This window comes from Bacillus cereus group sp. N11, assembly GCF_016483605.1.
Lineage (GTDB): Bacteria > Bacillota > Bacilli > Bacillales > Bacillaceae_G > Bacillus_A > Bacillus_A toyonensis.
Genome location: NZ_JAEHBN010000001.1, coordinates 154,308 through 177,515, shown reverse-complemented (window position 1 = coordinate 177,515; position 23,208 = coordinate 154,308). Strand labels below are relative to the sequence as shown.

The window sequence follows — 23,208 nt, the reverse complement described above, 5'->3', positions numbered from 1 at the left end:
ATCCCAATTCATTTCTTTCAAATATAAACATTCTATTATCTTAATTAAATAAATAAGCTCCCTAATAACCGATGTTTACAATCACAAAAAATAAGAGGTTTCTGATTGCACAGAAACCTCTTATTTAATATCCGCATCTTTATTTACTAAATACATTACATGATTATCTTTCCTAAGTTCACTTTATAATTGATAATAAAAAGGATAATGATAAAAATGCACAAATTGGTATATATAAAACAGTATCCATTCTAGCAAACTGCGTACCTTTTTTTCGTTTAAAGATACCAAAATAATGAAACTCACCAATTACTCTTATGAAAAAAACAACCATACAAACCCAGGATCCCATTTGAATAAAAATATTGGGAACTTTGAAATGAACAATATTTGTTTGTTGTAATAAAATCATTGCTGCCATACTTAATAATAACGCAATGAACAATGTCATTCCTACACCTGGTGTAAACGCCTTTTCTCCAGCTTTAGTTGGAATGACACTATTTGTCGCCCACTTACCCCCGAAAGCCCAATAAATATGTAAAAAACTAACTGAAAATAATATACAGACAGAAATATATGCAATAATAAGCATTTTGTCCTCCCATTATTTTATTTAAGTCCTCAACTTTAGAATATGCTATGAATTTCTCATTGGCAATCTATATTTAATTACATAAAAAACCTTTAATAATTTATCAATTTAACGATAAATCATTAAAGGTTTACTGAAATTTATTATGCATTATACCTATTTTTACGACGTTCCATCCTCGTTTGTCCTTGAACAGTATCTTCTTTATATTGATCTATTTGCTCCGACATTTCATATGTTGCAGCTGGAGCTGATTCTTCGTAATTATGCTTACGTATTTTTTCTGGCGTTTTACGTTTAGAACCTTTTCCACCAAACTTAAATAATTTCATCTTAAATTTCGGTAATCTTGGAAGTGGCATCTTAAATGATAGTTTTTTGCGTTTCTTTTTTTGTTGAAATAGATTTATATTTTCTTTATTATCATCCTTCTCTTTACGGTGTATTAACGTCGCAAGTAATCCACCTAATATAAGTCCTCCAGCTAAGAGTAGAAGATATACGTAATTGCTTGTCATTAAACTCGTCATACGCTCAAGTATGACTAACGACTGTACTTCTTTTATATCCCATAATAAAGCGGCCCATAATGAGAATAAACCTAAAGTAAGCCCGTATGTACGAAAGCGAAATATACAAGGTATTAAAGCGATACAGGCGGCAATTTTGGCATTTGCTATTATAGCACTTGTTGAAATATCCTGATTCCAAATAACTAACAGTAGTGTTATAAATGGTGCATATGCTATCCAGCTACATATACGTGAATATATCTTTTTTGCAAAGTAACTACCGAAACTAGTAAAAAATAAAAGTCCTCCAATATATAAAGATTGTTCAAGAGGGATTTGCTTTAACATTCCTGCAATTGGAAAGAGGCCGCTCAGTAGCATTAATAATACATCTAATTTCTTCACAATTCCCCATTCCTTTCAAATTTCTATTAAGTTTTAAAATTAATTTTCCATGTGATTCAGTTTTTGTATTTCTAAAAAACATCTTAATCCTGAATGTTTATAAAGTAAATACAAAATAGAAAAGATACATGACAAAGGATAGCTATATTTACATGAACAAATGACAAATCCTGATCGGTATAATGAACAGGATTTGTTTACTATTATTTAAATTAGCACTATTGAATCTTTCTTTTCTCTCTTTATTACATCAACATCTAATTCATCATCGAATTCTTTAAACTCTCTTGCATCTATATCAGTGGCATAACTCTTTATTACTTTAGCCATATGCATAGAATATGGCATATGCACATTTTTTTCCGAAAGTATACTTGAATTACAACACATGAAATGTATCATTTTAGCGATATATTCCCTTTCTAAATGTTTTACACCTAATGGTAGAATTTCAAGTATATATTGTTGAATTGTGTCACTACAATTTAATGGATATTCACCAGTGCTATAATACATCCCTGTTTGATCCGCATATAATCCAGTTCTATCCATATCATTTTCACGCTCTATTACAACAAAGCTTGGTACATCAAAAGCAGTATTTATTCTTATAACATTTAAATTCGGAACCTTTAACATATCTGGAATAATCTCAGGTACAATATCTATATTAATTTTTTCATTTTGCAACTCTTTAATCCAATATTTTCTCAAATTCGCATCTACAATGAAATAAACTTGTTCATTTTCCTTTTGCGTATGTTGTAACATTCCCATTAATGTTTCAGATACAAATTCCTTAAAACGGGCACCCACATCATTTCTTTTTGATGGTTGTGGTAAAAATACATTATGTTTATTTATATGTAATAACATATAGTCGATTGGTTGCCACTCCGTATTCCCATATAATTTATATGATATTTCTTTACCTTTTATTTTTGAAATAATAGGCAAGAAATCAAACTTCGAGATTCGTTCAACTGATAAATTGACATATGTACAAGGCAAATTCCTCTTATTCCAATTGCCTTTCAAAAATCCTTTTTGTTCTAATAAATTAAAAATACTAGTTACAATTGTTTCACGAGATACACTTTGACCTATAAATAAATTAATAAATGTTGAAATACGTTTTGTTCGTGCAAATCCTTCACGAATAATTTGTTTCGGATCAATCTTCTCTCTTCCATCACACTTCTTCATTGCGATTAATGCTAATGTCGTATCACTTCGCTTACCTGCCGTAGCATGAACTGCTTTTACAACATCATCTACAAGATTTGTTTTATATTTTTGGCAATACTGCATTTTATATGGATTTTGTAACACTTTTTCCATATTAAATCTTACAATCTTTAATAATACTGGTGAATCTGCATTTACTACATAAGATGTTGCTCCTATTTTAGCTAAAACTATTTCACTATCAAATAATGCTTGTTCTATTTCCAATACTATATTTTCGGACCAAATTTCTAATATTATGGTCTCTAATCCTTTTGGTGCAACTAAAGGAAATAATTCATTTTCATTATTTGTTGCTACCCTTTTGCATTCTGGCAGTAATGTGAAATGTGAAAATTTCCGCTGAAATTCTTTAAATAGATATCCTTTCTCCTTTACTTTTATACCTAGCTTTTTTTTAGTACCTTGCACTTTATATATTCTCTCATTATACGGAAGTAATACTCTTCTGTTTGTTCCGACAATATAATCTTTCGGATATTGGATAATATGGTCTAATTCAATTTCTCCACCTATTTGAAAATCATCTTTTAATGTTCTAAATAACTTAATCCATTTCATACCGTTTGTAGCTTGTTGTACTTTTAACTTTACAAACCGCATTTTTTTATTATCTGATGCAAATTCTGAAGTAGAAATCAATATCATGCCTCGTTTTCGTCGCAAAAGTAAAGGGATATCCGGATGGTTATATTCTTGGTAGAATCTCCGAATACCTACTGTAACCTTTAATAATGGAATATTCTCACCACCACGAGTTATACATTCAAATCGGTATACATAGGCGAAAAAGTCTTGTGTTTTTTCATCTTTAATCGGCTCTGACATTGCCTCACAAATATTTTGTGATCGAAGTGGAGAAAAATAGATTTCTTCATTTTTATTCTCAATTCGTATAGGTTGTACACAAAAAACATGTGAAATTAATGCGGGTACCCATTTAGAAAACGTTTCACTATCATGTAATACTGTTACATTCGAAATCAAATCGTCATGCCATTCATATTTTGGCGGTTCCATTAATTGATTCGGTTTCCAATCATGAATGACCTCATACCAACTTTGAAATATATAATCAAGTTGTTCTTGCCTAATTGGTTCTTTTGACACAATCCATGGCGTATTTTCATTTAATACATACGGATTATGCTGAATAAACAATATATCAGAAAACATATCATACAATCTTTCATTTAAACGCTTTAACTTATTAGTTAATAAAAATGTCTTATAATGTATCTCTACAATGTCTAGCCATTCAATCGGAAAATATATAAATGATACATGTTCCTTTAAAAGTGGCTCTACTATATTTTTAAATGTTAATAACCGTAATTTTTCCATGTATTGAGTACTTCCTCTCTTCATTTATCTTGATTATCAAAAAACGAGAAACACCAATTACTGAATCTAAACAATTTAAAATTAAAAGTCTAAAAGAAGAATTTAAAACAATTTATTACAATAATACGTTATTAAAATAATACTTTTAAAAGTTACACGTAATTATCGAATACATCACCCCTAACATCTCAAATATATTACGTACACATTATATAATATATAGTTATATGATGTATTTATGATTTACAATAATTTTACAAAAAACAAATATAAAAAAGGAAGGCTCTCCGTACTAAAGTTCCCACTTGAGCGGTTTTTTGTCCATCTAAAGGTGATGGTTGAGATAATACCGTTGCTACTAATCGTTGCGCTTGCACTCTTGGCATGCATAGTTGTCACGCTTCTTCACTTGTTCACGTGTACTTTTCTATTCACCACTGTCATAAAACTTACGCTTCTGTTGTTTGGTTTTATATTCTTTCATTATCCTTTACCTATCAATATTGCATTAGCCTTATGAGCTTTAATAACTCTTCTATTGGCGTTCGTTCGATATATTCAATAGAATAAAGCATGTGTTCCCCACCATCCAGTATGTAATTTTTAAAACGATTAATATCTATCTTCGCTCGCTTGTATGTTTCCTCATGGGGTTTTAGATCTTTGTTATAAGCTGTTTCATCCACAGCTTGAAGACCGAGTACATCAATCTTATTTTGTAAATCGTTATCCATCTACCCTCAGCCCTTATCTTTTTACATAATAAAAAGCACCCGAATGGATGCTTAAATTAAACTTATTCATTATCAATATCTTTACTTTCATCATTAACTGATTTCGGGTCTAACATGCTTCCTATATCAGGCGGCAAAGTTAACTCTATACCAGCTACTGGTTGATTATCCTCATTAAAATAATACTTCTTTATCTTATTCAATTCTTCATTCTTCTTATTTTCACTCATATTACCCCGCCTTTTATGTGTGATATTAAACACTTTACTTAATATGTACATTAAGAAAGGTAATATACTATTTTTTCATTATGAAAGGGCAACTGTGCACCAACTTCCCTTTCATAGTAATTTGATAACTATAAATCCGGTAAATGAAATTTTATTCTTCTTCCAACCACCTAATGTTGTTTACATTTATCTACACAAACATTATTAAGTCCCTGGAAGAAGAGCAAAAGACCTTCTCCGTTTACACAACGTGAATTGCAATTGAATGTGAAAACAAGAAACAACTGTTCATCCAATCTACACCCATCGCCACCGGTTATGACGATCCATTTTCAGTTATAAGGAATTTTGCGAGCAATGTTTTCCATCATTTCTCACAATACAAATATATCACTTTGATTTCAAAACAACCGGCACATTTACTGCCAAAAAGCAGTCATGAATCTGCCACTTATTTTAATTCGCTAATAACCTTTATTTCCCTAGACTACTTTAATACAACAGCCATAAAGAATCGATTGAAATTTATTTAGGTATTATGCTTGATCTGATTGTAGAACATGTACATGGTTTTATATATTTTCAACCGAATATTGTCTAAAGGAACTGGAGACATTATTAAATACGAAAGGAGGGAAAATCATGAAGAAAAAACTTTCATCTATTTTAGGTGCCCTTTTACTAACTATTACGGTTTTTGGTACAAGCGTCCATGCTGAATACGATGGATATAATACGAATAGAGTTAACGATAATAATATTACAACTCGAGTTAATGACTATAACACGAATAGAGTTAATGACTATAACATGAATAGAGTTAATAATGATGTGAGAACTCGAAATGTAAATACGACAAATGATTTAAATGATAATCGTAATAAAAATAATAATTGGACTTGGCTTGGTTTATTGGGACTACTAGGATTATTTGGTCTTAGAAAAAAAGACAAAGATCCAGAAACACGTTAATGTAGAACATTGTATTTAATTTTAAAAGATATTTATTTATCAAAAGAATGCAAAATGAATACATTATGAATCGCCTTTAATAAGGCGATTTTTTATTTTTTAAAATCAATAACAATCACATAAAAACGGATACTATTAATCGGATACAATGAATTTCTTAACTTAATGGTAATGGAGCATTACTTCCATTTGACGAACTACGCTTCTTTTTATGCCGTTTCTTCACTTACCCATATCTTATATTGTGTGTAACTAAGCCAATCGCTACAGCCCGTGATATTAATTGTTTCATAATACTTACCTTTTTGAATTACACAGTACGATAAACATGGGTAACTATGAAGCAATAATCTTGTTCATCTCCTATCTAAAACTTGGATTTCCTTAATAAAAAAAGAAGCTGTAAAATAACTACAGCTTCTTTTTTTAATCGCATTTTTCTATTTGGTCGCCTTCTTCGCCTGCATTTACTGCCGAACTATCCGTTCCTCCTCCCACTGCATGTTGCTGTTTAGTATTAGAACTTTCGATAGCAGCGTTGGTTCCAGCTGCACTGTCATCTCCACCACCACTTGCCACTTGAGTAGCACTAGCCTGTTCCTTACGGGTTTTATTAATTTGATTATTGATGACAATTACAAATTCTTCCTCTTCATTCAAAGTTTCTTTTTTCATTTTATGCGGCTCAATCTGGTCCCCACTAATTCCCTTATTTATGGCTTCGCCTCCAGCGCCCACCGTTTGTTGCTGTCGGGTATTCGATGAATCGATTGCTGCATTACTTCCTGCTGCACTATTTTGTCCGGCTCCACTGGCAATTTGTGTTGTATTCGGTGCAAATGTAATCTGATTATTAATGACAATGACAATTTTTCGTTTACCAGCAAGATTTCCCAAATTAATTTCTTCTCCATCTTTTTTTACAAATCGAAACGTGATTTCTTCATTGTTTTCCATGTTCTCCCCCCTTTGTAATATTAAATGACTGGAGAATGATAATGGATTGGACAAGCGTATTTTTTTATAAATATGTGCCCCCGCTCACAATGAAGGATGTATTATCAGATTCCGGTATTTTGCTCGTATGAGGTACGTCGACTTGACGACAGTCCAACATCCGCCAAATTTCGGGATGCATAGAGAATAATATTATAAGAGATATAGAAAGAGACTAGTAGAAACATTGGTATATAAAGGTTTCATTTTATTTTTCTACTTTCCTTTTCTTATTTAGATCTATCAGCCAAATATCTAGCGTAGTGAATTAAATTTCTAGCTACATCTAATTCAAGATTAAATATATTAGGTACCCCTGGTCTCCAATTCACCTCAAATAACCACAATTTTTGGTCTTTATCAATCCCTACGTCAATTCCTAACTCATCAAATAATACATCCCTAAATAAAGAATTAAAATGGTTAGAAAAAGTTACTGCGAATCGTTCTAAATACCTTTTAATATTATACCAATCGTTATCAAACTCCGATTTTAAAAAAACATCTAAATAAGTACTATAACCACCCTTAGCCATATTTGATACAATACTTCCTAATGGACCTATTCTCGGGAATATAGAAGTAACAACCCACCTACCTTCCCCATTTCTTTGAACATGCAATCGAAAATCATAAACATGACCAGATTTCATTTGACATGAGATAAACTGCTGAACTATGTATCCTTGCTCTTGAATCTTATCCAATATAAAGCTCCGTAATTGTTTTTTATTAATAGTTGAAATTTGTTCTGACTCATTCATACTGTAATCTATTCCATTTTTTTCAATGAAAACAATACCACTACCTTGATGTCCAGAAATAGGTTTAATAATAATTTTTTCATAACAATTAATCAAGTCAAAAAACTTATTAACATCATTTAATTCATAAAAAGGAATAAGATATTGCTTAAATTTTTTTGCTCTATTTATTCTGTTATATACACTTAATTTATTTCCAATTGAATGACTTGTAAAAGGAACTTTGTCATGCAGATAATCATAGATTTGCTGAGTTTTATCACTAATATGAACACTTGCATTATAAATAACATCTGGAAAAGAAAATTCTTTTTCAATCCATTTACCATTTTCATAAGTTTTACCTAAAATCTTCTTCGTTTCTAAATTTACTTTCCCTAAAGTGAAATAAAAAAAGTCCACACCTTCAGCTTTAGCTACAGCAGCGTAAGTATATGCTTTCTTTACGTCATTCGGATCTTTCCGATGATGAAGCATACCAATTATAGTCATGTTAGTTCTTCTTCCCTTCTTTCTAAAAATCTTTTTCAAAACAAATATCAAATTCATTATATATATATTCATGTTCTCCCTCATTCAACCATTTTTCGAAATATCCGGAACAAGCTTAACCTCATTTTAATATTCTACCTATAGAAATAATAAACCTGAGGTTTTATAAAATAATAAATGATAAATGATAAAGGTTAAGGTGACATAAAATGGATACTATCGTTTTCATTGAAACAAATAAATCAGGATCAAGTAGGGAAGCAATCAAAGCAGCTGAAAAACTTAATTTCTTTACTGTTTTATTAACTAAAAAAACAAAATTTATTAATGAACGCACTATATTCCCTGATGTACATCAGATGATTTTCACTGATATAAATGACTATGATAATATAATTACAACAATTGAAAAATTGAATAAATCAGGAAAAAACATAAAAGGGATTTTTAGTTTTATTGACCCTTATGTTTATATGGCTGCACGTTTATCAGAAAAATTTTGCTCAAATATTGTATCTACTAAAGCTATCCATCATATGGAAAACAAAATATTAACTCGTAATGTACTTAAAGATTTACCAATCTCACTCAACTATTCAATTTACAAACCAACAGAATCATTATCATCTTTTTTTAAAAAAAATAATAAGATAAATTTCCCTCTTATTGTGAAATCCCCTAAATCAACAGGATCAAAAGATGTATTATTAGTAAAAAATAAAGATCAATTAATTTTATCTATACAAAGTCTTTTAAACAAACTACCTAATGAAGAGATTTTACTTGAAGAATATATAGATGGACCTCAGTACTTAGTTGAAATTTTAGTTCAAGATGGAAAAGTCCATATTATAGCAGTAATTGAACAAGAAATTACATTTTTTGAACGCTTTATTGTTACTGGTTATTCTTTACTAGGAAGGGTAGAAAAAAGACTATATAATAGTCTCTTCAATGCAATTAATTCTGTTATTCAGGCTTTTAATATGAAAAATGGAGCGTGTCATCTAGAACTCCGGAGAATAGATAATGTTTGGAAATTAATTGAGATAAATCCCAGAATATCAGGTGGAGCAATGAATGACATAATTGAAATTGGGCATGGAATTAACTTAGTGCAAGAGACTATTCGGTTAATGTTAGGAAATAAACCTTCACTAGTAAAAAAACATTATAAATATGTGTACGCTCATTACCTAACAGTTAAATCTACAGGAAAACTAATTCGAGTTACAGGAAAAAATCGTAGTTCTAAATATCCTGGTGTAGAGAAAGTTTTTATAAAACCTAAAAAAGGAACTACCTTAAAACCACCTACATCAATGGGACATCGATGTGGATACGTTTTAGCAGCAGCCGATTTTAAAGCAAAAGCTAAAAAAATAGCTTTAGAAGCAGCTAAAGAAATTTCATTTGAAATCCAAGAAGAATAAGAACAACTTATATACACCAACAGATAAAAATATAATAAAAATCATATTTCATATAATTCTAATTATCATAATCTATCATTATTCATAATAAAAAAAGTCACTACTTATCTATTTTTATATAAGTAGTGAGCTTTTTTATTATGAAAATTTAATTTATTTACTAAATAGATAACTCCAAAATGATTTCTTACAAAATATTATTACGTTCATTGTTTTCCTTCAGATATTCTTTAATCTGTTGTATTTGCTCCGGATCACGTATTGGTTGAACGCAATTAATTATTCAATACCTCCCGTTTCTTCTGTCTCGTAAACTTCTAATCCAAGTGCAAAAGCAAGTTTATAAAATGCTTTAGACTTCCAACGTCGATAAGTACGCTCAGACATCCCTATTTCGTTATAAACCCTGTAATCACATACGTCCTCTTCTTCTAAATAACGTTTATAAATAATATCTCTTTGAATGCTTCCTGCACGTCCGTTCCCTAATCGATTTAGAAACTGATCAATACGTACTGACATTCTTTCAAGCCACTCTTCTCGTTTGCTTTGTTGAATATTTGCTATAGCAACATCTTCTAATGGCTTACCAACTGTATGTGTAGGACTGTGCTCACGTATTTCATAAGAAGGAGTGACTTTCATTTCTTTACGCATCATCCCAAATTGTCTATGTATACGTACACTTTCCAACACACCTTCTAACTTCTCTTGCGTTGCTGATCTATCGATTTTTGGTAAGAAAGATAATTGTTTAGTCATATAAGACCACTCCTTTTTATTTTTTAATTATTTTTGTCTTAACGCACCACGTCTGCGCTCATAACAAGGTCTATGCATCCCCATTAAATCCTCAATTTCACGAGTACTAAATTTCGCTTTTCTTTTTTTCTTGTTTTTCTTCTTTGCTTGTTTTGATTGCTTTTTCCATTCACGTAGCTGATTTCTTAGCACCTTCATTTTCCCATCACCCTTTTCAAAATAAAGAGGACACCTTATTCCTAAAACAGCTTTAATGGCTGCTTTAATGAATTGGTGTCCTCTAGTTTTCTAGCCGGACTGTATTTGTTTTTCGTTCACTTAAAATACCAGCTTGTATAAAAATATTACTCATATCTTTTTCCGTTGTAGGTAACAAACCTGACTCCCTTTATTTCCACATCTTTTTCAAGCTCTTTTATACTACCTGTAACATGTATAACGTGTTTTATTGTTTCCATACTTCCACTTCTTTATCTAATTAACGACCTGTCCACATATCTTGTACAATTCCATTTTCAAATAATTCATATGGGAAATAACAATATCCTTTATCTCCCCAGTCTTCTCCCCAGCTGTTTCGAATAATAACAGTTTTCTTATTATCATCATATCCAGCAGCACAAACAGCATGTCCTGCCTGTTGACCATCTTCAACAATTACATCATCTGTTCCTGATACCGGAACTATACCAGTCTTTTTAACTTCTTCTGACATAAAAGATTTTGGCACAGCAAATCCAAGTACAACAACTAATCCATGGACAAGTGCAGCCTTTAATCCCGATAAATCTTGAATACGATGGTAGGTTCCAATTTTATAAAGCGCTGCATCTGATTCAGCCTTTGGTGATGGCTTATTTCTAAAATTCTCAGTATAAGGAAAATCCTCTTCAGGACATACCCCAATTTTTTTAAGAACATCCATACCATCACGAACATTCGCTCCGCTATCTTCCTGAATATGTCCTTCTATTTCTCGCTCATGATAATATAAAAACAAACGAGATAAGCAAGTAAATGGACGACCTGATTGTAATAATAGGTATTCTCTTAAGCCTGAAACAATTGCATTTGCCGTACAAGAACCTATATTCCATTGGTTTACTATACCTGACATTTTAGGACGAAGATCGACTTGCGTTGGCAAATCCGCCTCATTACTAAACAAGTAACTCCGAAATATTTTGTCTCTTAAATCAACAGGGTCTTTTCTTACATTAAGGTACTTTACAATATCTTTGTTACTGGTAAAACTGAAATTTGATTCATTTGAGCTCATTGCAAAAATCCATCCTTTCTTTATATCTAGATGATTCATTTCTTTTCTATACTTAACTTAAAAATTAAAATTATACCTTTTTAATTTTAATTTCATTTGCATTAACTACATCCAAATTTTTAATTAATTATCTTTTTAATTATTAATTTCTATTTTCAATTTATCTCACAACCACTTGAACTCTATATCTTTTTTCTTCCTTGTTTGTTTCGATTACTTTTTCCATTCACTTAATTGATCTCTTAACACATTCATTTCCCCATCTCCCTTTTCAAAATAAAAAGGACACCTATTCCTAAAACAGCTTTAATTGCTGCTTTAATGAATTGGTGTCCTCTAGTTTTCTAGCCGGACGATATTCATTTCAAAGGATTATTTTATAAAAATATTAACTAGCAAAATAATTAATATTACTAAGCTATTACTCCAATCGTTCTATTTAATTTATACATATATTAATAGTAATTTGAGAAAAGGAGGTGTTTTTATATGGCTGAGCATACAAAATGTGTTTGCGAACAATTAGAAAGATTACAGTTAGGTACAGAAGTAGATGTCTTCCTTACAGGAACAACACTAGAGGATCTTATTTTTACTAACTTTAATCCAGATAATTTTTGTGTAACATTTGTGGATAACACAACAGAACCTGGCTCTATAATTGTTTTGGACTGTCGTGATATTCAAGCGCTTAGAATTGAAGCTGAGTAGAGTAAAGATGGGGCTTTGAAAAAAGCCCTATTTCACACAGCATATTTCAATATAAATTATAAAATAGAGGAGCCGGAAAAATGTCAGTTTTCATCAACTATGCTATTAATCCCAAAGTATTTAATCCCATTCTAACATCTCTTCCAAATAACCGACCTTCTTTTATCCCAACCCGAAAAGAGAGTTTTAAAGATATTTGCTATCTTTTAGAAACATTTTACTTAGGGAAAAAAATAAAACAACTTTTAGTTAATGGCACAGTATTAAAAGCTTCTATATTTGTAGGATTCCATAATAAATCATGTCTTGCTACATTTATAGGTGAAAACGGAGATATCACTGTAGTTAACTGCGAGCGTATTGATGCGATTCTACTCTAGTTGTAAATTTACATTTAAATAAATAATGATTATTTTCAAGATACACGTTAGTTCTTACACATAATACCAATAACTGTTACCATAAAAAAACTTGGTCCGAAGTGCACTTATATACAGTACCTTTTTTATTTGATCGAATAAGTCTCCAGATTCCGTCAATACTGTAGACAACCCATTAAGTTACTTTCTCCTTGTTCCCCCTTGGAGAACCGAGCAGTTAGTTTTTGCTAGCTGCTCTTTGTTTGTAAAAACGCACTCAATTGACTGGATACACATATAATATTTTGTGTTCCTCTCTTTATAAAATGAAGTAGTCTTTACAAAATGGATTTCGGCAAGAGAGCACTTTATTAAGTGCTCTTTTTTGGTTTTAAACTAATACAAAATGAAATTTTTATATTAATCTTCATCTAGCGCGGTAACAGTTAAATAAATACAAGCTTTCTGTCTACCGGCCACTCTTTTCCTATAAACTGGTGTTTTATAAAAGAGGATTGTCTTGGGAAGTACACCCAAATGTTGAGCACACTCCTGTACAGTTGCAATACATATTAGCGATTCACCCTTATAAATGGCGTACTCCGTTAACTCTATTATCCAACTCCCCTTCGCTCTAAAATTTAAGATCATTTTCACTTCCACATAATATTTTAAATTCTGCTTATACTATAGCTGTAACTTAAAGTTACATATCATTTACTTGTAGGGCCTAATTTTCCTTTATACAACAAGTAGTTAGCCAATTAGGCTGACTGCTTTGTTGTACAAAATGAAGTTTTAATTTAGTTTTCTTTCCTGCATAATATTTTGATATTCGTTTATAATATAGATGTAACTTTTTGTTAAAACATATATCTGTATCCAGTGAACTTCTAAAATTGTACAATAGAGCAGTTAGCTACTTCAGCTAGCTGCTCTGTTGTGCAAAATAAAGTTTTTATTTCTCAACAAGCATTATTGGAATTAAAATCCCAATAATGCTAATATAAAAGGTACTTTCAGTCATAATTTATAACATGTCAAGTGTTGTTCCCTTTTAAAAAGTCCTGTGTCAATCAGGGCCTTTTAAACTTGTCCTTTACTAAAATAGCGTTTTTATTAAAAACTTCTCACATTTAAACCGGACAAGCATATGTTATTCTATCGAGGCTTTCCATTCATAGCATTCTACCTTTCTTATTTGAGAGCACGCTTATATGTGTGCTCTTTTTATTTAAGATAAAATAAGGATTTTGTTTAAAAACCGCACATTTATTAAGAACATACATAAAATATCATGTGGTATTCTTTTTTAATATTAGTTTTGGTTAAAGAGCGCCTTAAAAAGCGCTCTTTATATTTGTTAATAAATAACCATTTTTCTCAAACACACTCACGGTTTGTATAAGCCAATCATATATTTACATAGACAAGACATAGCTTTTTATTATACATGCGCAATTTTTGTGCATGTTTTTTCTTTAATAAAATAACTATTTTGTTTAATTTTTAACATACAACCGCTTGTCCATGTCACTTTGCTCAACTCCTACATTTACTATTAGTAATACAATTTTTTTAGAGGTGAATTATATTGGACGAGTTTTTATCTTCTGCTGCATTAAACCAGGGTTCGATTGGACCAACACTCCCACCTATGCAACCTTTTCAATTCCCTACAGGTCCCACTGGTTCAACAGGTGCTACTGGTGCCACTGGGCCGACCGGCGATACTGGACCTACTGGTAATACTGGACCACCTGGCATTGTTTCAGTTACATTTAACCAAAGTCATATTCCTGCAACTAGCCCAACTAACCTCGTATTACCAGCTATTAGTGTAGGCGTTAATCAAATAGTAAAGTTAGAAGGAGTTTTCAGATCTGATTATGTTTCCCTAAGTCCCCTTACAGAATTTACTGTATCTTCAATTCTCGCTCTAAAAAGAGGCGTCTTTACTATTGCGGTTCAGATGGAGCTTCAAGAAGATATTCAAAAACCAGTAAATGTTTCAACAAATTTAACACACTACGTTTCAATAGTCTGGATAGATACCCCTCCCCCTGGTACTTATGTATACAGTCTATCTCTGAATGCCACGGGAATTGGTACATCCACTAACACTATTAGTGAAAGAAACATAACTGCTACAGTAATAAACATTTAAAGTGTAATTTCCGGTCTATAAATCGTAATATAAAGTAAAACAAAAGCAGCTTGTAGAAACAAAGCACCTTATTCCATGTTCTCAATTTTGAATACTAGAGCAGTGCATTTTATACAAACAGTTACGTAGTTTTGTTACGTTTCAAAATTAATCAATAGTAAAAAAATAGATTATTAAATTTGTTCATCCCAATAAATAGCATTTAAAGTTGCGCTCACTTCCACCATTCATACTGACTTTCACATATTTCATATCAAGTATGAGAATCAGCAGAAAATCAGATATAACAGCAAAAGATCGTAAAGATGCGGGGAGAAAAGCATTAAAATCGGCAGTTGTTAAAGGTTGGATAAATGTAGGTAAATGGGGATTCTTTGGTGACATGGTTGCATTTATGGACAGATATTATACAGACTATAAGAATTACAATCTTAAAAAGAAAAGAGAAAGAAGGGCTGATAGCAGCTCTTCTTTTTGGTTCTGGTGCAATAAATCTACTTACGAAAGTCAAAGATTGCGTCAAGGGTATTGAACATAAAAAACATTCAATTTTTGATTTGAAATAAAGTCACAATGTTTATAAAAGGTTGGATAAATTATTTCTCTAAATTAAAAGATGCTACGTCTGTTTTGATTTATCTCTTTTATAAAATTGTATAACGCTTTACAAAGTAGATTCCTTTTTTCTCTTATCAATATTCATATGTTACAATAGTACCAGTAGTATCAGTGGTACCATTAAAACCATTAAAACAATTAGAACAACCACCACAACCGCCACAGCCACCACAACCAAAACAACCAAAGCAACCAATACAACGGAATCCACCACAACGGAATCCACCACCACAACGACCGCCACAACCGCCACAACGACCGCAACCGCCACAGCGACGAGCAGCATCTTCAAAATAGTAGTATGGATATTGGTTTTGCTGGTCCCAATACACAATATTTCCAGACTGGTAATCATTAAGGCTTAACGCTTGTAGTTCTTGTTGAAACTTATTCATTTTCATGACCTCCGTTTATAAGCTTTAACTTCATCGATGCTTTCCTATATTTCTGTTCGTTAAATCTAAGTAGAAATAGCGGTATAAACTAAGTTCAATGCGTACACCTTTAAAATATGACCTATCACTAGACAATGCACCTTGTTCATATACCTATTTTTACTATGGGCTCATTTTTATAAATAGAAATTATAAAATGTGAATTCTTGCGTCATATCTTCATGCTTACTAAGTTCAATTCATTTCTCAATAACCATCATGCCGTATCCTATGTATTCCCGTATGCCGCTTAAATTTTTCTGTACTGTAAATGCCTCTCGTAATAACACTTTCATATACTTTCTTAGTCCGTCGTAGCGTCAAAACACCTACTAGTGACAGGACTCAATGACGGTTAAGAAATTCCTACAAAAAAAGCCCTGATTAGGGCTTTTCATTCTACTTTTCCAGCAAGCTCTCCATGAAATTGCTAATTGAAGAAAATTGAAAAAAAGACGCACTTAGATTGATACGTCTTTTTTGCGATACCCCTTTTTTGAAATCATATAAAGAGGTATTATCCATACATATGTATAACAATACCTCTACTCTTTATCCAATTACATCTTTTACTTCTGTATTCACTGGCCACTTCTCTAAAGTGTAAGCCATTTCCCAAAATGAATATTCATATTGACTACTAATAATGAAATGCTGTTTCATACGCTTCCGATCAGACTCTGTCACTTGTTCAGCGATAGTATCTAATCGTGTAATTTGCTCTTCAACTAAAGTACGGAACCAATCAGATCCATAAGCAGAAATCCACTCTTTATAAATCGGCTCTTCTGGCTGACATTCTTTTAAACGTTCACCAATTTCATAATATAGCCAGTAGCAAGGTAAAATTGCTGCGATAATATCCCCTAAATGCCCTTCATACGCCGCACGGTACATATGTGAAGTATACGCATATGCAGTTGGGGCAGGGATAAAATGACCTTTTTCTTCTTCCGTAATTCCCAATTTCTTTGCGAAATTCTCATGTAATGATAATTCTGCCTCGTATGTATTTTGAGCATGGTGTGCCATGCGAGCTGTCGTTTCTAATTCAAGAGCCTTTGCAGCTCCTAAAGTTTGTACTCTAGCAAAATGACTTAAATAATATGAATCTTGAAGTACGTAATAACGAAAACTTGCCAAATCTAACGTACCTTCACCAAGTTTTTTTACAAAAGGATGATGAAAACTTGCCTCCCAAATAGAATCTACTTCTTTACGTAATGTTTGTGAAAAAGTCATTTAAATTCCTCCAATAATGTATAAAATATATGCATTTATCCACAGTTATTAAATCTGTAAAACAAAAAAAACTTTCTTTACAGGCGTAAAGAAAGTGAAATAGACAATATTAATGTATTCTTTAAATATAATCGTCTTCCCACTTCCCTACGCTGGTATTAACCAGATCAGGTACTAAGAGTCTCAAAATTATGTTTGATCTCAGCCTACAAAAGGCCCCCCTAGTGGATAAATATTTAGTTGTCGTATTGTAATTATCATAGCATACTTCGTGGAACTATCAAAAGTTTTAATTCTATAATTATCTTAAAAACCTTCTTCTTTCCTCACTCTTAATGAAGTTTCAATTATCATATCTAATAGTTTACTATAATTAATCCCCGCGGCATCTGCACTTTTTGGCAGTAAACTTGATTGGGTCATCCCTGGTAATGTATTAACCTCCATTACATATGGAATTCCGTCCTTCACCATCATATCAACCCTTGCATAAACACTACATTTTAATGCTTTATAACAAGCCAATGACGCTTTATTTACACGCTCCTTAATTTCAGTTGGAAGTTCAATAACTTCTTCAATTGTACTAACATCATCGTATTTTGCATTGTAGTCGAAAAACTCAGCTGCATGTCGAATTGAAACGATAGGTAACTGTTTACCATCAAAAATTGAACATGTAATCTCGTCACCCTTTATATACTTCTCAATTACTACTTCAGAATCCCATTCGAATACAGTTTCCAGCATTGAGATCAATTCATTTTTATCATTGACGATCTTTACGCCAACACTCGAGCCGCCAGAGTTTGGTTTTACCACTAACGGAAATCCTAACTTATCTAAATCCTCAAGCTTTAGATCTGCCATTTTTGTAAGTTCAATCCAATCTGGTGTTTCTACTCCTTCATAACGCAAAATCTTTTTCGAAATATTTTTATCCATACATATACCGCTAGATAACATATTGCTGCCACTATATGGAATACCTAAACTCTCAAGCGTCCCTTGAACCGTACCATCTTCTCCGTATTTTCCGTGTAATGCTAGCAATGCAAAATCAATGTCTTTCGCCTTTTCAATTAAATCCATTTTTTCATTTAACGTAATTGGAACGATTTCATACTTATTTTTATCTAAATGTGCAATCATTTCATTTCCAGTCATAATTGATACTTGTTTTTCAGAGGATACTCCTCCCATAATAACGCCAATTCTCATTTTCTCAACTCCAAGTTTCATTTTTTAAAGTTTCACCAATTATTTGAATCCCACTAACTATTTCTTTCTCCTTCAAACGTGAAAAACCTAAGCGGAATGTATTCGCTCCCCCTCCATCAGAATAAAAAACATCTCCAGGAGAAAACGTTACACCTTTCTCATAACACTTTTGTAAAAGTGTGCGAGCGTGAATTTTCTCTTCCAACTCTATAAACAAATGAAGTCCGCCATCTCCAGTCATCCTTTTAAACGGAATGTACTGATTGCAAGCCCCAACGGCTAACTCATATTTTTTCTTGTAAACAGATCTTGCCTTTTTTAAATATTTTTCAAAATATCCTTCATGTAAATATTGAAACAAAACAGCTTGATCTAACGTAGATGTGTGAATGGTTCTTGCTCTTTTAACACTTTCTAAATAATGAATCAGTTCTTTATCGGCAATAATCCAACCTACACGTAAACCAGGGAAAAGTACCTTCGAAAAGCTACTAATATAAATCACATTATTACCAGCCCCAGCAAAAGTTAATAGTGGCGATAAATGTGAACCTGAATAACGTAATTCTTCATTAAATCCGTCCTCTATAATAGGAACCTTATATTTCGAAAATAACCTCATCAATTCCGTTCTTTTCTCCGAACTTGTAACAATACCAGTTGGATTATGATAAGAAGGAATTAAATACGCAAAATCAAAATCCTTTTCACGTAAACTTTTTTCTACTTGAGTCGTATCAATACCATCATCATTCATATCTATCCCATGAACTTCAAGTCCATGTAAGCGAAAAAGTTTCAATGCAGCATGGTGAGTTGGATTCTCACAAATCACACGCCCTGATTTTTTCGCTAAGGAAGATAGTACAATATCTAATCCTTCTGTAAATCCATTTGTAATTAAAATATCTTTGTTCGAAATATCTACACCTTTCATTTCCATGTAATGAAGTAGATATTTCATTAACGGTCGGTAACCTTTTGCATATCCGTAGTTCAATACGATATCCCCTTCAATGGACATACGAGTAAGAAAAGCTCTTTTGAAATTTTCAACATCAAATAGCTTTTCGTCCGGGGCTATACTATTAAAAACAACCATTCCTTTTTCCCAGCGAACTCCATGCTTCATTAAGTCTAATTCATCCGCTAATGTGGTAACTGTATTCAGTTTATTTTTCCAATCTATTTCAACAGACGAGGTGTTAGATATATCCACCTTCGCAACGAAATTCCCTTTTCCTTTTACTGCATAAATGAGTCCTTCTTGTTCTAAATCCGCATAAGCAGAGAGTACTGTATTTCTGCTCACTGATAATAATTCACTCAGTTCCCTTGTTGATGGGATCTTTTGATCACCGAGCAAATGCCCTTTCATAATCATCTTTTTAAAATAATCCTTTAATTGAATATAAACGGGACGATCTTTTACAACTTTAAAATCTTTAAACAATTTCTTACCCCCTGCAATTATTTTTGCATATTTATTTCATTCTCAAAAGGTCCACTACATATGTATTTTTTATTAACAGCGGTACGGTCTTATAAAGTGAAACTTTAATCCGTGGGAATTTTATTCATCCCCCACCGATTTTTAGCCCGAATCGGACATATATGGGCAAAAAGGCTCCCACCTAACTTTTTTTCTCCATCCGAATTTTGAAGGTGTGAGTTTTACTTCTATAAATCTCTACGATATAAGTTAATTACATCTTTTAAAGCAGCTGCTGCGGCTCCGCGTGGATTAGAAGCTCCACCAATTGTAGTAACTTGTCCCATTGTATCTGTAAAGAATGTTATTCCTTTTTCAGTTCCATTTACTTTTGCTAGTGGATGGTCTTTTTCTATTTCAAGCGGTTCTACATTAAGATTCACTTTACCATCCATATCCTTATATGCTGAAGCTATTAATTTAATATAATTGTTTTGTTCCTTAGCATGTCGAATTTGTTGTTTTGTAACATTTTCGATTCCTTTTATATGCATATCAGTAAGCATATTCTCAACACCCATCAAGCTGTTTGCCAAAAGTAATAATTTACACGCACTATCCGAACCACTTACATCTAATATTGGGTTCGTCTCAGCAATTCCTTTATTTTGCGCTTCTTTCAGTGCTTCTTCAAACGTAACATCTTCTTCATACATTTTTGTAAGAATATAATTAGTTGTCCCGTTTAATATTCCTTCTATTTTTTCAATATTGCAGCCAGCCAAACTAAATTGTCCAATATCAAATGTCGGTAGTGCTGCAGCAGTTGCGCCACTATAGCGAATTCGTACATTCGCTTCTTTTGCTGCTGCCTTTATTTCTCTCCAGTTAGTAACGAGTGCACCTTTTGAAATTGCAACAATATCCATATGTTTCTCAATCGCTTGTTTTATATATTTTTTTCCCGGATTTCCATCTTTAAGATTTGTAACTGTTGATTCTACCAATACAGTACCACTTATCCCACTTGTTGCACGGTCTTTCGGGTGATGTTCTATATACTTTTCAATTGATGCAGTACCGCTACCATACATTAATAAATGATGAATAGACAAACCTTCCTCATTATGTATTGCAATATTTCTACCTAATACGCCACTTACAACTAAATGGATTCCATATGTTTCGTATATATATAAATATTTTTCGTTTACCAATTTTATAAACTCTCTTCCTACTGTCCCGTATCCTGATAAAACAACTTGTATTTTCATAATATCCCCCCATATTTTTCTTCCATATCCCTCTTTCAATATAATATAAAGCGCTCCCGAATTCCATCGAGAGCGCTTTATTATTAACTATTGCGGTAACCGTGATAACTTTTCTGCAACTGTTCTATAAAACTCTTGAATATTAGAAAAACCTAACGTGTCTGAAACGCTTAGTCCTACCATATCTAAATGATCCCAATTTTCTTTCGTTTCAATATGATTCCATTTTCCAACCTGTAAAAACTCATTATGATTTACAGCAATACTAGTTGAAGGCGCAATCATAGAATTTGTATTTACTACACCGTCATTTTGCCACCAAGATGTATCAATTAATGGGCGATTTTCTTCAAATCTTGCATAGGAACCTAAGAAAAATGCATTCCCCATTAACACTTTGTTCATTGTAATATGAGGTAGTTGTAAACCGGTTATAGGTGCTGCTTGTGATGCATGTCCACTATACGATAAGTAATACACATCCGATTGCGTCTTTACCCAACTATTTAACTCCCTTGCTCCATCAGTACTTAAATCCCATTGACTAATATCTTTTGTATTTTCCCAAATTGAACTATTTAAAATCCGATCAGTATATTGGAAGAAGGACTCTCCAGCGTTTTTTTTCATACCCCATTGGTCCAATTTAAAATCATATAATGATAAATTATTGTTTCCTCCTAAACTCGCAGCTGTAATGAGTAAATCTTTAACGAACGGCAATAGAAGACTTCCGTCCGCGAGTGTTGTGCCATTATGAGGAGTTGCTAAAGTTGTAACACTATGAACATACGATTTACCGCCTTCAAATAGTGGTGATATCTTTGCGTTCGGATGATTTTTCACATAGTCTTTTTCTTCATAACTGCCTTCTTTTAATAACTGCACTAATGTTCTTGTCGTTTGTCCACCCATGCTATGCCCAACTAAATGAACTTTATTTGTTTCACTCCAATTCGGTGCAAATCCACTATAAGTTCTACCAAAACGATTATGTCCATGTTTCTCAGCGTGTGCCGCACCATAGTCTACAATTCCACCGTTAATTTGTGCATATAATTCACATGCACGGTCCCAGTTACTAGAAACAGGACCAACAGCAGCCGTATGTACTGTATAACCATTTCTTTTTAAATCTTCCTGTATATCATGAACACCACCCCAATATTTTACCCCTAACATTTCTTCCCTACCCCATCCAGCAAATCCATTCACTAAAATGATAGGATAATTATTTTGTTGCCTCTCTTCAGCGTAAGTTGTTTTCGCTATGAATGAACAAACAGTCACTAATGTGAAAAAACATACTTTTAAAAATAACTTCCCCATACTTTCTCCCCCTAATTAAACGCTTTCATTTTTCCATAAAAAATATTGACACATTCAGTTTTTAACTTACACATAATGTAAAGTATTTTATATACGTTGTATATATAGAAAACATACACAAATGTTGATAAATATTAATTCAAGTAAACATTTGCTTTTCACAATATAACTTGTAAATCTGATTATTTGAATTTATAATTGAATGTAGTTTCCTCATGTTACGTGGATTTAAAAATCATAAGAAAACTAATTTTATTGCTTGAAAAGGAGGAAAAAGCATGCAAATCGGATCAAACATTCATACATTAGCTCAACCTACTAAAATAACTCCATCTAACCTTGAGCATAATACTATCTCTTCTACTAAACTTGAAGGTAAGAAAGCAAATGATCCTATCAAGTTCGATATTCGTTCATCTGAAAAAGAAATGAAACAGCCTGAGCATAAATTTAACGAATTAGATTTATGGAAGATGCTAAAGGATAAAGGTGTTCCAATATGGATCATCCTTGAAATGCTACAAAAGTCTCGTAAAGAAAAAGAAGCTCAAAGTAATCCGGTTCAAAACACAAATGTGATCGAGGAAACAAACGAGACTCGATTAAATGAAGTAATGTAATCTAAATGACATATAACTAAAAAGAGTTCGAGGTT

At 32.3% G+C, this 23,208-nt stretch carries 25 protein-coding genes, 2 pseudogenes and 1 riboswitch; of the genes and pseudogenes, 7 read left to right on the top strand and 20 right to left on the bottom strand.

The window, feature by feature from the left end:
* Positions 1–178: 178 nt before the first annotated feature.
* From JDS98_RS00890 to JDS98_RS00865, 6 genes and pseudogenes are all read right to left on the bottom strand, one after another.
* Positions 179–595 carry a DUF3995 domain-containing protein gene (locus JDS98_RS00890; RefSeq protein ID WP_199633435.1) on the bottom strand — a complete coding sequence of 139 codons (417 nt, stop codon included), beginning with the start codon at positions 593–595 and terminating at the stop codon, positions 179–181.
* A gap of 143 nt (positions 596–738) precedes the next feature.
* The gene (locus tag JDS98_RS00885; protein WP_098711285.1) at positions 739–1,512 is read right to left on the bottom strand and encodes a DUF3959 family protein; all 774 of its coding nucleotides are present in this window, start codon (positions 1,510–1,512) and stop codon (positions 739–741) included.
* Positions 1,513–1,719: 207 nt separating this feature from the next.
* Complete coding sequence (locus tag JDS98_RS00880) at positions 1,720–4,104, bottom strand: RNaseH domain-containing protein (RefSeq protein WP_199633434.1); 2,385 nt, start codon at positions 4,102–4,104, stop codon at positions 1,720–1,722.
* 364 nt (positions 4,105–4,468) lie between these two features.
* Positions 4,469–4,588 (bottom strand): annotated as a pseudogene (locus JDS98_RS00875) (HNH endonuclease); the annotation flags it as partial.
* 13 nt (positions 4,589–4,601) lie between these two features.
* A complete protein-coding gene (locus JDS98_RS00870) occupies positions 4,602–4,838 on the bottom strand; it encodes a hydrolase (protein WP_097958579.1) in 237 nt (78 codons plus the stop codon).
* A gap of 62 nt (positions 4,839–4,900) precedes the next feature.
* The gene (locus JDS98_RS00865) at positions 4,901–5,068 is read right to left on the bottom strand and encodes a hypothetical protein (protein ID WP_001293571.1); all 168 of its coding nucleotides are present in this window, start codon (positions 5,066–5,068) and stop codon (positions 4,901–4,903) included.
* 642 nt (positions 5,069–5,710) lie between these two features.
* Between JDS98_RS00865 and JDS98_RS00860 the strand changes: the two genes are divergently transcribed.
* On the top strand, positions 5,711–6,040 hold the full coding sequence (locus tag JDS98_RS00860) for a WGxxGxxG family protein (RefSeq protein WP_098711603.1): 330 nt from the start codon (positions 5,711–5,713) through the stop codon (positions 6,038–6,040).
* A gap of 426 nt (positions 6,041–6,466) precedes the next feature.
* Here JDS98_RS00860 and JDS98_RS00855 read toward each other — a convergent pair whose 3' ends face one another.
* A complete protein-coding gene (locus tag JDS98_RS00855) occupies positions 6,467–6,997 on the bottom strand; it encodes a hypothetical protein (RefSeq protein ID WP_000429650.1) in 531 nt (176 codons plus the stop codon).
* 269 nt (positions 6,998–7,266) lie between these two features.
* Positions 7,267–8,364, bottom strand: coding sequence for a YheC/YheD family endospore coat-associated protein (locus JDS98_RS00850; protein WP_001028915.1), 1,098 nt, complete (start codon positions 8,362–8,364; stop codon positions 7,267–7,269).
* Between the two features lie 137 nt (positions 8,365–8,501).
* Between JDS98_RS00850 and JDS98_RS00845 the strand changes: the two genes are divergently transcribed.
* Positions 8,502–9,725, top strand: a complete 1,224-nt coding sequence (locus tag JDS98_RS00845; protein WP_000379777.1) for an ATP-grasp domain-containing protein — start codon at positions 8,502–8,504, stop codon at positions 9,723–9,725.
* A 190-nt stretch (positions 9,726–9,915) separates the two neighbouring features.
* On the opposite strand, the pseudogene JDS98_RS00840 reads toward JDS98_RS00845, so the two are convergent.
* From JDS98_RS00840 to JDS98_RS00820, 5 genes and pseudogenes are all read right to left on the bottom strand, one after another.
* A pseudogene (locus JDS98_RS00840) lies at positions 9,916–10,005 on the bottom strand (site-specific integrase); the annotation flags it as partial.
* Positions 10,005–10,487 (bottom strand): ArpU family phage packaging/lysis transcriptional regulator, encoded by a 483-nt coding sequence (locus JDS98_RS00835; RefSeq protein WP_098711601.1) that lies wholly within the window; start codon positions 10,485–10,487, stop codon positions 10,005–10,007. The gene JDS98_RS00835 and the pseudogene JDS98_RS00840, both read right to left, overlap by 1 nt.
* Before the next feature lie 27 nt (positions 10,488–10,514).
* Positions 10,515–10,685 carry a hypothetical protein gene (locus JDS98_RS00830; protein WP_000866517.1) on the bottom strand — a complete coding sequence of 57 codons (171 nt, stop codon included), beginning with the start codon at positions 10,683–10,685 and terminating at the stop codon, positions 10,515–10,517.
* 146 nt (positions 10,686–10,831) lie between these two features.
* The gene (locus JDS98_RS00825; RefSeq protein WP_000447744.1) at positions 10,832–10,945 is read right to left on the bottom strand and encodes a hypothetical protein; all 114 of its coding nucleotides are present in this window, start codon (positions 10,943–10,945) and stop codon (positions 10,832–10,834) included.
* Positions 10,946–10,965: 20 nt separating this feature from the next.
* Positions 10,966–11,766, bottom strand: coding sequence for a C1 family peptidase (locus JDS98_RS00820; protein ID WP_000097508.1), 801 nt, complete (start codon positions 11,764–11,766; stop codon positions 10,966–10,968).
* A gap of 489 nt (positions 11,767–12,255) precedes the next feature.
* On the opposite strand from JDS98_RS00820, the gene JDS98_RS00815 reads away from it, so the two are divergent.
* On the top strand, positions 12,256–12,477 hold the full coding sequence (locus JDS98_RS00815; protein WP_000807684.1) for a hypothetical protein: 222 nt from the start codon (positions 12,256–12,258) through the stop codon (positions 12,475–12,477).
* 80 nt (positions 12,478–12,557) lie between these two features.
* Positions 12,558–12,857, top strand: coding sequence for a hypothetical protein (locus tag JDS98_RS00810; protein ID WP_000110265.1), 300 nt, complete (start codon positions 12,558–12,560; stop codon positions 12,855–12,857).
* Positions 12,858–13,256: 399 nt separating this feature from the next.
* Here the strand turns inward: JDS98_RS00810 and JDS98_RS30045 are convergent, their stop codons facing one another.
* Positions 13,257–13,451 carry a hypothetical protein gene (locus JDS98_RS30045; protein ID WP_033663288.1) on the bottom strand — a complete coding sequence of 65 codons (195 nt, stop codon included), beginning with the start codon at positions 13,449–13,451 and terminating at the stop codon, positions 13,257–13,259.
* A 979-nt stretch (positions 13,452–14,430) separates the two neighbouring features.
* Here JDS98_RS30045 and JDS98_RS00805 point away from each other — a divergent pair.
* Both JDS98_RS00805 and JDS98_RS00800 read left to right on the top strand, forming a co-directional pair.
* Complete coding sequence (locus JDS98_RS00805; protein ID WP_199633433.1) at positions 14,431–15,003, top strand: collagen-like triple helix repeat-containing protein; 573 nt, start codon at positions 14,431–14,433, stop codon at positions 15,001–15,003.
* A 377-nt stretch (positions 15,004–15,380) separates the two neighbouring features.
* Positions 15,381–15,569: a hypothetical protein gene (locus JDS98_RS00800; protein WP_000220051.1), complete on the top strand. Its 189-nt coding sequence runs from the start codon at positions 15,381–15,383 to the stop codon at positions 15,567–15,569.
* Positions 15,570–15,695: 126 nt separating this feature from the next.
* Here the strand turns inward: JDS98_RS00800 and JDS98_RS00795 are convergent, their stop codons facing one another.
* The 6 genes from JDS98_RS00795 to JDS98_RS00770 form a co-directional block, all read right to left on the bottom strand.
* Positions 15,696–16,022, bottom strand: a complete 327-nt coding sequence (locus JDS98_RS00795; RefSeq protein ID WP_073990638.1) for a heterocycloanthracin/sonorensin family bacteriocin — start codon at positions 16,020–16,022, stop codon at positions 15,696–15,698.
* A 585-nt stretch (positions 16,023–16,607) separates the two neighbouring features.
* Positions 16,608–17,297 (bottom strand): thiaminase II, encoded by a 690-nt coding sequence (gene tenA, locus JDS98_RS00790; protein ID WP_097958571.1) that lies wholly within the window; start codon positions 17,295–17,297, stop codon positions 16,608–16,610.
* A 127-nt stretch (positions 17,298–17,424) separates the two neighbouring features.
* Positions 17,425–17,530: riboswitch (TPP riboswitch) on the bottom strand.
* A 73-nt stretch (positions 17,531–17,603) separates the two neighbouring features.
* Positions 17,604–18,518: a D-alanine--D-alanine ligase gene (gene ddlB / locus JDS98_RS00785; RefSeq protein WP_097958653.1), complete on the bottom strand. Its 915-nt coding sequence runs from the start codon at positions 18,516–18,518 to the stop codon at positions 17,604–17,606.
* Between the two features lie 4 nt (positions 18,519–18,522).
* Complete coding sequence (gene pdxR / locus JDS98_RS00780) at positions 18,523–19,971, bottom strand: MocR-like pyridoxine biosynthesis transcription factor PdxR (RefSeq protein WP_000471600.1); 1,449 nt, start codon at positions 19,969–19,971, stop codon at positions 18,523–18,525.
* A gap of 227 nt (positions 19,972–20,198) precedes the next feature.
* Complete coding sequence (locus JDS98_RS00775; protein ID WP_199633432.1) at positions 20,199–21,224, bottom strand: homoserine dehydrogenase; 1,026 nt, start codon at positions 21,222–21,224, stop codon at positions 20,199–20,201.
* A gap of 87 nt (positions 21,225–21,311) precedes the next feature.
* Complete coding sequence (locus tag JDS98_RS00770) at positions 21,312–22,553, bottom strand: esterase/lipase family protein (RefSeq protein WP_097958568.1); 1,242 nt, start codon at positions 22,551–22,553, stop codon at positions 21,312–21,314.
* A gap of 278 nt (positions 22,554–22,831) precedes the next feature.
* Here JDS98_RS00770 and JDS98_RS00765 point away from each other — a divergent pair, with 278 nt between their 5' ends.
* Entirely contained in the window at positions 22,832–23,173 is a 342-nt protein-coding gene (locus tag JDS98_RS00765; protein WP_087969204.1) for a DUF3914 domain-containing protein, read from the top strand.
* The last annotated feature ends 35 nt before the right edge of the window (positions 23,174–23,208 follow it).